The following is a 13,081-nucleotide window of genomic DNA, read 5'->3' on the forward strand; positions in this document are numbered from 1 at the left end:
ATACCGGACCTTTTATACGGTCCTCGATCCCCGCTCCCCCCTCAACGCCTAATATTGATAGGCCACCATGCCCTGACGCGCCAGTTCATCGGCCTTCTCATTACCCGGATCGCCGTTATGACCCTTGACCCATTTCCAGGTCACATCATGCCGTTCCACGGCCGCGTCAAGCGCCTGCCAAAGTTCGGCATTCTTCACCGGTTTGCGATTGGCCGTGCGCCAGCCATTCTTCTTCCAGTTATGAATCCATTTGGTAATGCCGTCCTTGACATACACACTGTCCGTATAAAGCGTCACATCTGACGGCGCCTTCAGGGCATTCAGCCCTTCAATCGCAGCAGTGAGCTCCATCTGGTTATTGGTGGTTTCTTTCTTGCCACCGGTCAGCTCCTTGCTGTGCGCCCCCGACACCAGCCAGGCGCCCCAGCCGCCCGGCCCCGGATTGCCGGAACAGGCACCATCGGTATAAAGCGTTACTTTTTTCATATATCCAATCCGTATTCTGACGGGCTTGTAACCGCCTGATGAAATTTCAGTTTAGTGACATATTCCATCGGATCCTTGACCTGCACCAGAGCGCCTTCGACCTGATTCAGCCAGTCATAGAGCCGGGACAACAAAAAGCGGAAAGCCGCCCCGCGACAGAGAACTGACAGGGCCTGTATTTCCATTTCTGTCATCGGGCGAACTGCGCCATATCCCCGCAACAGACGGCTGGCCTTGGTGATGTTAAAGGCGCCGTCAGTCTCGAAACACCAGGCATTGAGACTGATCGCCACGTCATAGGCCAGGATATCATTGCAGGCGAAATAATAATCGATCAGACCCGACAATTCCCCGCCCCGAAAAAATACATTATCCGGAAACAGGTCCGCATGGATCACCCCTTCCGGCAATCCCTTCGGCCAGTGCGCTTCCAGATAAGTCATTTCCGCCTGCAGTATATCGGACAGGCCGGGCATCACCTCGTCAGCGCGACCGGCGCATGCATTGACAAGTTCCCGCCAGCCGGCCACCGACAGGGCATTTTCACGGCGGATGTCAAAATCCGCAGCCGCCTGATGCATGCCAGCCATGGCCTGTCCCAACTGCTGGCAGTGCTCCGGCCCCGGACGATTGATCGACAAGCCTTCCAGAAAACTGATCAGGGCCGCCGGACGCCCGCACAGGGTTTTCAGAATATTGCCCGCGCGGTCCCGCACAGGAAAGGCGCAATTGGTGCCCTTATGAACCAGATGGTCCATCAACCCGAGAAAGAAAGGCAGATCGTCGGGGTTCACCCGCTTTTCATAAAGGGTCAGAATATAACTCGCTTCGGTGGTTTTCAGGATATAGTTTGAATTTTCCACACCTTCGGCAATGCCCTTGAAGGACAGGACTTCCCCCGCGTCATAGTCTGCCATAAATGCGGAAATTTCCTCCGCGCTCACATGGGTATAAACCGCCATAATCTAACTCTTTTCCTCATCCGCCCCAATTGTATTCCGAGCACGTCAGTCGCGCATCAAAACAGCCGGCAGCTTGAACTGCACATTCTCTTCCACCGTCATTACGGTTTCCAGGGTGATGTTGTATTTTTCTCTAAAGGCCGCGATCACTTCCTCGACCAGGATTTCTGGCGCCGACGCCCCGGCCGACAAACCGACATGCCTGACCCCGTCAAGCCAGGCCCAATCGATATCCGCCGCCCGCTGGATCAACATCGACCGGCACCCCTCCCGGGTGGCCACCTCGACCAGACGTTTGGAGTTTGAGCTGTTTGGCGCGCCGATAACCAACACGGCCTCGGCTTTTTCAGCCAATGCCTTGACCGCCCCCTGGCGATTGGTGGTGGCGTAGCAAATATCTTCCTTTTTCGGATCATGGATCTGCGGATAGCGGGCCTTCAGCGCCGCGATGATCTCCGCCGTGTCATCCAGCGACAGGGTCGTCTGGGTAATATAGGCAATATCGTCATCGGAATTAAAGTCGAGCGTCGCCACGTCTTCCGGTGTTTCCACCAAGGTGATGCGCCCTTCCGCCACCTGCCCCATCGTGCCCACCACTTCTGCATGCCCCGCATGACCGATCATGACGATCTCGCTGCCCTTGCGGTCATGGCGTTCGGCTTCCCGGTGCACCTTGCTGACCAGTGGACAGGTCGCGTCCACATACAACATCTTGCGTCGGGCGGCTTCCAAAGGCACCGATTTCGGCACCCCGTGGGCGGAAAAGACCACCGGGACATCTTCGGGCACTTCGTCCAGTTCGTCGACAAAGATCGCCCCGCGTTTTTTCAGGCCTTCAACGACAAACTTATTATGGACGATTTCATGACGCACATAAACAGGCGCGCCGTATTTTTCCAGCGCCAGTTCGACAATTTGAATAGCCCGGTCCACCCCGGCGCAGAAGCCACGGGGGTTGGCGATATAAACATTGATATCAGTTTTTCTCATGAGCGGGTTATACACAGAATTTATCGGCTTGAACAGACTTTTGCCGACAAAAAAAGCACCGCAAAACAAGGATGCGGTGCTTTCTTATTTATGAAGGAATGGGGCCGGCGTTACGGTCTGTTCCCGAAATCCGCCAGACAACTCACACAAAGCACATAGGCGTGATTGGGGTCATTCAATTGACCAAACAGGGACAGCTTATCCATAATCCGCGCCGCCAGAATATCCTGAGGGGTTACGGTTTTCGCCATCAACATCTTGCCCAGCCCCGTATGGCGCTCCATAAATTCAGAAATCATCTTGATGTCCCACGGTACGGGGTCTTCCCAGAAGCCAACGCGATAATCCTCCAGATCCGCCATTTTAGCCGCCGACGCCACCGCATGTTCAAAGGTTCCCAGCTGATCCACCAGTCCCAGCTCCTTGGCTTTGGCCCCGGTCCAGACCCGCCCCTGGGCGATTTCATGAACCTGTTCCACGGTCATATTGCGACCTTCCGCCACCAGCTTCAGAAAACGATCATAACCATTCTCGATGTTGCTCTGAATCACGGCTTTGACCGGTTCCGGCAGAGGTTTGGTAACGCCGGCCACCGACAGCGGCGTGGTGCCGACCCCGTCGGTGTTAATGCCGACAGCCGCCAGAGTGCCTTCGAAATTGGGGATCGCCCCGAAAATACCGATTGACCCTGTAATGGTCGTCGGAGAAGCCCATATTTCATCCGCATTGGCGGAAATCCAGTAGCCGCCCGATGCCGCCAGAGAACCCATCGATACCACGACCGGCTTGCCGGCCTCTTTCAACAGCAGAACTTCCTGACGAATGAGTTCGGAGGCAAACGCGCTGCCCCCCGGGCTGTTGACCCGCAGAACCACAGCCTTGACCTTGGTGTTCAACCGGGCTTCCCGCAAGTGACGCGACACTGTTTCGCCCCCGGCGACTCCGCGTGGCTGCTGCCCGTCCATGATTGTACCATTGGCATAAATCACCGCGATTGTATTTTCCTTAACCTTGAGCGTTGGTAATTGCGCCCCCAGATAAGCATGATGATTGATGATCTTGCTCTTCAGGTTTTTAATGTCCGTGCCCAGCTGGTCCGCCAGATAAGCCCGCCATTCTTCCCGGGTTTTCAGACCGTCAACCAGACGATAGGAAAGCGCCAGCGCCGCCAGATCACCGTCCACCGCCTTGAGATCCTCTTCCACGGTATCAAAGTGGTGCAGGAAAGCCTCCCGGTCCAGATCACGGCCGGCAACCACACTGTTGGTATATTCAGACCATAATCCCCCGAGAAGAACCTTCATCGCATCCCGGGCCGCCGGCGACATATCACTGCGAATAAAAGGTTCCATGGCTGACTTATATTTGCCCACCCGGAACAATTGCACCTCGGCTTTGATCTTGTCGAGGAAGTCCTTGTAATAATTTTGATAAGACCCGTAGCCATACATCAGCACCGCGCCATAAGGATGCAAATATACCTCATCTGCGTAAGACGCGACCAGATAGCCCCCCTGACTGAAACTGTTGCCATATGTGACAATTTTCTTGCCCGTTTTGCGGAACCGCTGCATCGCCTCCCCGATATAATGCAGTTTGGAGGGCATCGCCCCCCCGAGACTGTTGGTATTGACAATCATCATGGTGATATTGTCATCTTCAGCTGCAATATCGATCGCCTTGATCACTTCCCGCAGGACGGTCTGGCGTTTTTTGGCATTGCCGCTCAGGGCCTGTGTCGGCGAACTGTTGTAAACCTTTTGTTCCTGAATGGCCCCTTCAAGGGAAACCAGCAAAGCACCTTTGTCCGGTACAGTCACCTGATCGACCTTAAAGACCGACACCAGAATGAATACGACCAAAATCAAAAACAGCAGCGTGCCCACCGCAGATTGAAATTTACGAAAAACCCGCCAAGAAACTTTCAACGCCTGCCAGAGTGATGAAAAGATCACTTTTATGATGCTCATTATCCTGTAATTTCCCAATTATTGTAATGACCGGACCGGCAACAAACTCCAGTCCATATCTTCTATATATCGCAGATATCGCCTCCCTGTACAATGACTTAAAGTTTACCTGACCGCCGCATAATATTTTTTCCTTATTCAGGCCTCGCTTCCGCGATTGACTCTGCCCAATATAAGACTATTATGTCGCCATGCTTATGATCCCTGCGGGAGAGACTGGTGGAACGCCAGCGCCGAAGGAGCAACCGCCCCGGAAACTCTCAGGCAAAAGGACCGCAGGATACGCAAGCACTCTGGAAAGAGGGTTTTTTAAACCCCACCGACGGGGTAAGCTTTATGAAAGGGGCGCTGAACAAGCCGCAAGGCGATAGCGTCCGCAAATAAGGTCAAATCTCTCAGGTACCCATGACAGAGGGGGCACCGATAGCACGGGTTTGCGTGCTAAAGTGCGACCTCTGGAGAAATACATGAGTACCGATTCAAGCGATCTGTTAAAAACACCCCTCTGCAGCCTGCATGAAGAACTGGGCGGCAAGATGGTGCCTTTCGCAGGCTACCTGATGCCGGTGCAATATCCGCTCGGCGTGATGGGCGAACATAATCACACCCGCAGCGCCGCCGGACTGTTCGACGTCTCCCATATGGGGCAGGTCGTCATCACCGGGGAACACGCCGATCGCTGGATCGAAACCCTGGTGCCCGGCAATATCGTCGATCTCGACGTCAACGCCATCCGGTACAGCATGTTCACCAATGACAAGGGCGGCATTCTGGATGACCTGATGATCACCAAGCGGGCCAATGATCTGTTCCTGGTGGTTAACGCCGCCTGCAAGGAACAGGACATCGCCCATATGCGCGCTCACCTGCCCGACGGCTTTACCCTGACAGAACTCACCGACCGCGCGCTCGTCGCCCTGCAGGGCCCGAAAGCCGCCGAGGTTCTCGCCCGTTTCGCCAAAGGCGGCGCGGAAGCCGCCGACGAGATGGACTTTATGACTTATCAGGAAGTCAGCATCTGCGGCGCGGATTGTTACATCAGTCGCTCGGGCTATACCGGCGAAGACGGTCATGAAATTTCCATTCCCGCCGATCAGGCCGAGGAAGTCTGCCGCGCCCTGCTCGGGGAACCGGAAGTCGAAGCCATCGGCCTTGGCGCCCGCGACAGCCTGCGCCTTGAAGCCGGTCTGTGCCTTTACGGCCATGACCTGACACCCGAAACAACCCCGGTAGAAGCCTCCCTGCTGTGGGCGATCAGCAAGCGTCGCCGCGAAGAAGGCGGTTTCCCCGGCGCGGACATTATTCTTGGACAAATCGCCAGCAAGGATTACGCGCAAAAACGGGTTGGTATTCTGCCTACTGGTCGCGCCCCCGCCCGTGAAGGCACCGAAATACTTGACGCAGACGGCGCGAAGATCGGCACGGTCACCAGTGGCGGCTTTGGCCCCACCTTCGGCGGCCCGGTCGCCATGGGCTACGTTAATAAAGATTTTTCTGCACCAGACACGGAAATTTTCCTGTCGGTGCGCGGCAAGCAATTGCCCGCTCGGGTGGCCAAAACGCCATTCGTCCCCCAACGTTATTTCAGAAAAACAGTATAGGATAGGTAAACATCATGACAACATATTATTCAGAAGACCACGAATGGATCTCCGTTGACGGCGACACCGGCACCGTAGGTATTACAGATTATGCGCAAAACGCCCTCGGCGACATTGTCTTCGTCGAAGTCCCGGAAGTTGGCAGTGAATTCGCCAAGGCGGAAGAAATCGCCGTCGTAGAATCCGTCAAGGCCGCCAGTGAAATCTACGCCCCCGTCTCCGGTGAAGTTGTTGAAGTCAACACCGCGCTGGAAGATGAACCGGCTCTGGTCAACGCCCAAGCCGAAGACGATGGCTGGTTCTATAAAGTCAAGATTGCCGACGCCGATGAGCTCGCCGGTCTGATGAATGAAGAAGGCTATAAAGCCTTTATTGCGGGTCTCGAATAAAATCAGATCTGTGTAATTTACGTTTAGTATAAGGGTTGTGAAACCATGCGTTATTTACCACTAAGTCAGACGGACCGCGAGGCGATGCTGGCAAAAATCGGGGTCAGTCATGTCAATGACCTGTTCAAGGATGTGCCGCGGGACGCGCTGCTGAAAGAACATGTCGACCTGCCGACCCATATGTCCGAAATGGAAGTGGAACGGGAATTCAACGGCTTTGCCAATAAGAATGTCCCGGCGGGCTCCGTGCCCTTTTTCGTCGGCGCCGGCGCCTATCGCCATTATGTGCCAAGCTCGGTCGATCACCTGATCCAGCGCGGCGAATTCCTCACGGCCTACACCCCTTATCAGCCTGAAATTTCACAGGGCACCTTGCAGGCGCTCTATGAATTCCAGACCCAGGTGGCGCAAATCACCGGTATGGAAGTCTCCAACGCCTCCATGTATGACGGCTCCACCGCCTGTGGCGAAGCGGTCCTGATGGCCCGCCGGGCGACCCGGAAGAAGAAAGCCATCCTGTCCGGCACCCTCAACCCGCAATATGTCGAGGTGGTTAGAACGGTCACCAAATATACCGACGACGTGGCCGTGGTAAATCCAGTCGGCACCTATTTCCTCGATGACCTGATTGCCCAGATCGATGATGAGACCAGCTGTGTCGTCGTTCAAAACCCGGACTTTTTTGGTAATATTCAGGACTACACGAAACTGGCCGAAGCGGCCCACGCCAAGAAGGCCCTGCTGGTTGTCGTGGTCACCGAAGTAGTCTCCCTCGGCGCGGTGCGCTCTCCCGGTTCCATGGGCGCGGACATCGTCGTCGGCGAAGGCCAGAGCATCGGCAACGGCCTGACGTTCGGCGGTCCCTATGTCGGTCTGCTCGCCACCCGTCAGAAATTCGTCCGCACCATGCCGGGCCGGGTCTGCGGCGAAACCGTAGATGCAGACGGCAAGCGCGGCTTCGTGCTGACCCTGTCGACCCGCGAACAGCATATTCGCCGGGAAAAGGCCACCAGCAACATCTGCACCAACGCCGGTCTTTGCACCCTGGCCTTTACCATTCACATGACCCTGCTCGGCGAGAAAGGCTTCCGTCATCTGGCGCAGCTTAATCACGCCAAAGCCGTGACGCTGGCCGACAAGCTTGACGCCATTGACGGCGTATCCGTTCTCAACGACAGTTTCTTCAATGAATTCACCGTCTCCCTGCCGATGGGCGCGGCGGAGGCCGTTGAACGGCTGGCCGATCAGGATGTCATCGCCGGGGTGCCGCTGTCGCGCCTCTATCCTGACAATCCGGATATGACCAACAAGCTGCTGGTCGCCGTCACCGAAACCGTGACCGAGGATGACATGGACCGTCTGGTCGCCGAACTGAAGGAGCTGGCACATGCTTAATAATCAAGGACGTCAAACCGATATCAACACGGCCGCTGCCCTGTCCAACAACAATGTCACCACCCATTCCGGCAACCGCGGCCTGGATCAGGAAGAACTGCTGATCTATGAAATTGGCAACAGCCAGACCTGCGGCGTCGATCTGGAAGAGGTTGGCGAGTTCAAAAACCGCCTCGGCGGCGTCACCCGCGACAATGAGATTGGTCTCGCCGGCCTGTCCGAGCCGGAATGCATGCGCCATTACACCCGCCTCAGCCGCAAGAATTACGCCATTGACATGGGGCTTTACCCGCTCGGCTCCTGCACCATGAAGCATAACCCGCGCATCAATGAAAAAGTCGTGCGCCTGCCGGGCCTCGGCGATATTCATCCGCTGCAGCCGGTTTCCACCGTTCAGGGCGCACTTGATCTGATGGACACCCTGGCCCATTGGCTGAAAACCCTGACCGGCATGCCCGCCGTCGCCATGTCCCCGAAAGCGGGCGCCCACGGCGAACTCTGCGGTGTGATGGCGATCAAGGCGGCGCTCGACAAGCGCGGCGAAAACCGCACCGTCATTCTCGCCCCGGAATCCGCCCATGGCACCAACCCGGCCACGGCGGCGCTTTGCGGCTATAAGATCAAGAATATCCCGTCAACCAAAGACGGACGCGTTGATCTTCAGGCCCTGAAGGACGCGCTTGGTCCCGATGTCGCCGGCATCATGTTGACCAACCCCAACACCTGCGGCCTGTTTGAGCGTGACATCATCGAGATCGCCGATGCCGTTCATGCGGCGGGTGGTTACTTCTACTGCGACGGCGCCAACTTTAACGCCATCGTCGGCAAGGTGCGCCCCGGTGACCTCGGCGTCGACGCCATGCATATCAACCTGCATAAAACCTTCTCCACCCCGCACGGCGGCGGCGGTCCCGGCGCGGGACCCGTGGTCCTGTCCGAAGCCCTCGCGCCTTTCGCGCCGGTGCCCTATGTGGTGCACGGTGAAGACGGGTTTGATCTGGTGGAGCATGTCACGGATGACGGCTGCAGCAAGGACAGTTTTGGCCGCATGACCGCTTTCCATGGTCAGATGGGCATGAATATCCGCGCCCTCGCCTTCATGATGTCCCACGGCACCGACGGGCTCGCCCGCGTCGCAGAAGACAGTGTGCTGAACGCCAACTATGTCATGGCCTCCCTGTCGGACGTGATGACCGCCAGCTTCGACGGCCCCTGCATGCATGAATGTCTGTTCGATGATCGTTTCCTCGCCGATACCGGGGTCGCGACCCTCGATTTCGCCAAGGCGATGATCGACGAAGGCTATCATCCAATGACCATGTATTTCCCGCTGGTGGTGCATGGCGCGATGCTGATCGAGCCGACCGAAAGCGAAAGCAAACAGTCCGTCGACCAGTTCGTCGGCAGCCTGCGCCATCTGGTCGAACAGGCGAAATCCGGCAACAAGGATCTGTTCAGCGGCGCGCCTTATCTGGCTCCGCGAAAACGTCTGGACGAAACCCGGGCGGCCCGCAGTCCGGTGCTGCGCTGGACCAAACCGGAATAGGCTTCATACCTTCAAAGACTCTTACAGCAAAGGGGCGCCCGTATATCGGGCGCCCCTTTGCCTGTTTTTGGTCTACAGATATCCTTCCTTGCCCCTTTCCCGCGTTTTGAGGTAGGCTTCTCCCTCCAACCATGCCTCTGCAACTAGGATATTATTATGTCTGGCTTTATTGAATTCTACTTCGATTTTTCTTCCAACTATTCCTATATTGTCCATAAGGATATTGTCGCGCTTGCTGACAAGCATGGTCTCACGGTGCAATGGAAGCCGATCGCCCTCGGTGCTATTTTCAAAAACCTGGGTCACCCGATGCCCGAAGCCGGATCCGCAAAACAGAAATATATCTGGCATGATACCATGCGTTCGGCGGCGCTGGCGGGACTGCCCTATCGCTGGCCGGACCCTTTTCCCGTCAACAGCATCCCCGCCGCCCGCGGGGCTTACTGGATTCTCGATACCGCCCCGGAAAAAATCACTGATTACGCCGCCACGGTCTTTACCACGATATTCTCGACCTCTCAGGACATCAGTCAGCCCGACACTCTGCGTAAGATTGTCGATGGGCTTCATCTGGATAGTGACGCCTTTCTAACTGCCGTGCAGGACGAAACCTATAAAGCGCGTCTGAAACAGGGAACCGCCGCCGCCCAGGATAAGGGCGTCTTTGGCGGACCCATCTTCTTTTACGGCAACGAGATGTTCTGGGGAGCAGACCGGCTAGCCGCATTGGACGCCCATATCGCCGCACATAAAAACTGACGGCGCCATAGAACGCTCACTTTTTCACATCTGATCCTGCGCCTGATCCGTAATCAGCTGACGCATCCAGCGGTTGGCCGGATCCTTGTCGCGGCTTTTGTGCCAGTAAAGATGCAATTCCAGCTCCGGCAGTGCGAAAGGCAACTCGTAGATCTGCGCATCATAGGCCTGCACCAGCCGCAAGGGCGCCGTCAGCGCCAGATCAGAGGCCAGTGCCACCCCCGGCGCAATCATATAATGCTGCAGCCGCAAGTGGACGTCGCGGCTCTTTCCCATATTATTCAACGCCTGTTCCACATAACCCGGCCCAGTACGACGGCTGGAAACGTGAATATGCTGCAGGGACAGATAATCGTCCAACGTCAGGCGATCGCCCGCCAGCGGATGCCCCTTGCGCAACATGCAGACATAGCGTTCCTTCAGCAACGGCAGATGACAGAGCTGCGGGTCGCTCAACACCGGCGCATCAATCGCCAGATCCACCGCCCCCGACGCCAGATCACGCAGCAGATCCCCGCGCGGAATATGATAGCTTTCCAGATGCACCGCCGGGGCCTCCCGGGTGACGGCCTGCACCAGAGGCGACAGGATCATGGCGGAAATCAAATCGGACATATTGATGCGGAAACTTTTGTCGGACTGGGCCGCCTGAAACACAGTACCTTCGGTCAAACTGCTGCTCATCAGTTGCAAGGCCTCGCGCACCCGGCCAATAATATTTTCCGCCACCGGGGTCGGCAACATACCCTGACGACTTCGGATGAACAGCGGATCATCAAAGGTGCGCCTGAGCCGCGCCAGAGCGTTACTCACCGCCGGCTGACTGAGGCATAACTGCTCCGCCGCCCGGGTCAGGTTGCCCTCGCGGTAGATGGCCTCAAAGACGATAAACAGATTAAGATCGGTCTGGCTGAGCTGCATGTCGGTTCCATTATTTGTTTTATGAATAATATATCATAGATATAATAAATTTCAAAAATATAAGAAAGCGCCCTATACTCAGCCCCAAAGACACACCGGAAACAGTAGGGACATCATGGGTGAAATTTATCTGGTCCGCCACGGACAGGCCTCATTCAATGCGGAAAATTATGATCAGCTGTCGCCGCTTGGCTTGCAACAGGCGCGCCACCTCGGTGCTTATTTCAGCGAACGGGACATCAATTTCGACCATCTCTTCACCGGCACCCAGACCCGTCATCAGCAGACCGCCGACGCCATTCTGCAGGATCGCGCCCTGCCACCGCAGACGTCTCTTGCCGGCCTGAATGAATATGATTTCACCGCGCTTTATAAGGCTTATATGGCCCAGCACCCCGAAGAAGCGGCCCTGCCTAAAGACGGTGACCGCGCGCTTTTTTACAAACGCCTGAAACGGGCCCTCGCCCTATGGTCTGAGGACAGGCTCACCGGCGATATCCCCGAAAGCTGGGCCGATTTTCACGGTCGGGTGACGGGCGCGCTGATCCATATTCAGGATAGCGCCCCGCGCAGCTGTCTGGTGGTCAGTTCCGGCGGCGCCATTGCTCTGGCCCTCGGTCACATTCTCGGGCTGGACGCGGGGCGGGTCATTGGCCTCAACCTGCAGATTAAAAACGCCAGTTTCTCGCACATTTATATCGGCCGCGATGCGTTGCATCTGGCCACGTTCAACAATATCCCGCATCTGGACCGGCCCGACCGTCTGGGCGCCATCACCTATAGCTGATCAGGAGACATAAGATGAATTTCGACCATAGCCCCAAAGTGGAAGAGTTGCGCCGTCGCGTGACCGATTTCATGGAACAGCATATCGTACCGCGCCTCCGCCAGCATCATGACGAGATTCACGCCGGAACCTTCCCCGTCTCTTTCATGGAAGACCTGAAAGCGCTGGCGAAAGCCGAGGGTCTGTGGAATCTGTTCCTGCCGCATTTGCAGGACGGGGAAGCGGGCACACGCCTGACCAATCTTGAATATGCCCCGCTGGCGGAAATCATGGGCCGGGTGTTGTGGTCGTCGGAAGTTTTCAATTGCAGCGCCCCGGATACCGGTAATATGGAAATCCTGCATATGTTCGGCACGGATGAACAAAAGGCCCAGTGGCTTGCCCCCCTGCTTGAGGGAAAAATCCGCTCCGCCTTTGCCATGACCGAACCGGATGTCGCCTCCTCCGACGCCACCAATATCCAGACCCTGATCACCGCTGACGGCGATGATTATGTCATCAATGGCCGCAAATGGTTTATTTCCAACGCCGCCCATCCCAACTGCAAAATCATGATCCTGATGGGCAAGACCGATCCCGACAATGCCGACCGTCACCGTCAGCAAAGCATGATCCTGGTGCCGATGGACCGCCCCGGCGTCACGGTCGAGCGCAATATCTCCGTCATGAACCATCATTCGCCGGAAGGCCATTGCGAGATCACCTTCAAAGATGTCCGGGTGCCAAAGACCAGCCTTCTCGGCGGCGAAGGCGATGGCTTCATGATGGCGCAAGCGCGCCTTGGCCCTGGTCGCATCCATCACTGCATGCGGTCCATCGGTCAGAGCGAACTGGCGCTGGACCTGATGGTCGAGCGGGCTCAGGAACGTAAATCCTTCGGAAAATACCTGCATCAGCATGGCGCGGTCGGCGAATGGATCGCCCGGTCGCGCATGGAAATTGATCAGGCCCGGCTTTTGGTCTTGAAATGCGCCGATATGATTGACAAAGTAGGGGCCAAGGGCGCGCGCAAGGAAATTTCCATGATCAAGGCCATTGTTCCCCATATGCAGACCACCATTGCCGATCGGGCGATGCAGGTCTTCGGCGCCATGGGCATTTCCCCCGACACGCCGCTGGCCGATATCTGGACCTGGGGCCGGGCGCTGCGTTATGCCGACGGCCCTGACGAGGTGCACTTACGCGCCATTGCCCGGCTGGAAATCAAACAGGCCCAGGACAGGCCCGGTTTCACCCTGCCCTATCTCACCGCGCCCCAGCGCACGTTATAAAGGA

The 13,081-nt window shown here is 56.6% G+C and carries 12 protein-coding genes and 1 riboswitch; of the genes, 7 read left to right on the top strand and 5 right to left on the bottom strand.

The genetic code is table 11. The annotated features are described in order from the left end of the window. Nucleotides 1-48: 48 nt before the first annotated feature. The 4 genes from rnhA to sppA form a co-directional block, all read right to left on the bottom strand. Nucleotides 49-486, bottom strand: a complete 438-nt coding sequence (rnhA, locus tag FIV45_RS13930) for a ribonuclease HI (protein ID WP_099475136.1) — start codon at nt 484-486, stop codon at nt 49-51. Beyond that, on the bottom strand, nt 483-1,448 hold the full coding sequence (locus FIV45_RS13935; protein ID WP_099475135.1) for a homoserine kinase: 966 nt from the start codon (nt 1,446-1,448) through the stop codon (nt 483-485). The genes rnhA and FIV45_RS13935 overlap by 4 nt, the downstream gene beginning before the upstream one ends. Nucleotides 1,449-1,493: 45 nt before the next feature. Then, nucleotides 1,494-2,438 carry a 4-hydroxy-3-methylbut-2-enyl diphosphate reductase gene (gene ispH / locus FIV45_RS13940; RefSeq protein WP_099475392.1) on the bottom strand — a complete coding sequence of 315 codons (945 nt, stop codon included), beginning with the start codon at nt 2,436-2,438 and terminating at the stop codon, nt 1,494-1,496. Between the two features lie 110 nt (nt 2,439-2,548). Then, complete coding sequence (gene sppA, locus FIV45_RS13945; protein WP_099475134.1) at nt 2,549-4,408, bottom strand: signal peptide peptidase SppA; 1,860 nt, start codon at nt 4,406-4,408, stop codon at nt 2,549-2,551. A 197-nt stretch (nt 4,409-4,605) separates the two neighbouring features. Then, nucleotides 4,606-4,694, top strand: a riboswitch (glycine riboswitch). A 181-nt stretch (nt 4,695-4,875) separates the two neighbouring features. Here sppA and gcvT point away from each other — a divergent pair. The 5 genes from gcvT (at nt 4,876) to FIV45_RS13970 (ending at nt 10,098) form a co-directional block, all read left to right on the top strand. Next, nucleotides 4,876-6,009 (top strand): glycine cleavage system aminomethyltransferase GcvT, encoded by a 1,134-nt coding sequence (gene gcvT / locus FIV45_RS13950; protein ID WP_099475133.1) that lies wholly within the window; start codon nt 4,876-4,878, stop codon nt 6,007-6,009. A gap of 14 nt (nt 6,010-6,023) precedes the next feature. Beyond that, complete coding sequence (gcvH, locus tag FIV45_RS13955; RefSeq protein WP_099475132.1) at nt 6,024-6,398, top strand: glycine cleavage system protein GcvH; 375 nt, start codon at nt 6,024-6,026, stop codon at nt 6,396-6,398. A 45-nt stretch (nt 6,399-6,443) separates the two neighbouring features. Further along, the gene (gcvPA, locus tag FIV45_RS13960) at nt 6,444-7,793 is read left to right on the top strand and encodes an aminomethyl-transferring glycine dehydrogenase subunit GcvPA (protein ID WP_099475131.1); all 1,350 of its coding nucleotides are present in this window, start codon (nt 6,444-6,446) and stop codon (nt 7,791-7,793) included. Then, nucleotides 7,786-9,339, top strand: coding sequence for an aminomethyl-transferring glycine dehydrogenase subunit GcvPB (gene gcvPB, locus FIV45_RS13965; RefSeq protein ID WP_099475130.1), 1,554 nt, complete (start codon nt 7,786-7,788; stop codon nt 9,337-9,339). Before gcvPA ends, gcvPB begins: the two co-directional genes overlap by 8 nt. Nucleotides 9,340-9,495: 156 nt before the next feature. After that, on the top strand, nt 9,496-10,098 hold the full coding sequence (locus FIV45_RS13970; protein WP_099475129.1) for a 2-hydroxychromene-2-carboxylate isomerase: 603 nt from the start codon (nt 9,496-9,498) through the stop codon (nt 10,096-10,098). A gap of 24 nt (nt 10,099-10,122) precedes the next feature. Here FIV45_RS13970 and FIV45_RS13975 read toward each other — a convergent pair whose 3' ends face one another. Then, nucleotides 10,123-11,019, bottom strand: coding sequence for a LysR family transcriptional regulator (locus tag FIV45_RS13975; RefSeq protein WP_099475128.1), 897 nt, complete (start codon nt 11,017-11,019; stop codon nt 10,123-10,125). 115 nt (nt 11,020-11,134) lie between these two features. Between FIV45_RS13975 and FIV45_RS13980 the strand changes: the two genes are divergently transcribed. Beyond that, the gene (locus FIV45_RS13980; RefSeq protein ID WP_099475127.1) at nt 11,135-11,806 is read left to right on the top strand and encodes a histidine phosphatase family protein; all 672 of its coding nucleotides are present in this window, start codon (nt 11,135-11,137) and stop codon (nt 11,804-11,806) included. 14 nt (nt 11,807-11,820) lie between these two features. After that, the gene (locus tag FIV45_RS13985) at nt 11,821-13,077 is read left to right on the top strand and encodes an acyl-CoA dehydrogenase family protein (RefSeq protein ID WP_099475126.1); all 1,257 of its coding nucleotides are present in this window, start codon (nt 11,821-11,823) and stop codon (nt 13,075-13,077) included. Nucleotides 13,078-13,081: the final 4 nt, after the last annotated feature.

Origin of the sequence: Paremcibacter congregatus, assembly GCF_006385135.1 — a bacterium.
Taxonomy (GTDB): domain Bacteria; phylum Pseudomonadota; class Alphaproteobacteria; order Sphingomonadales; family Emcibacteraceae; genus Paremcibacter; species Paremcibacter congregatus.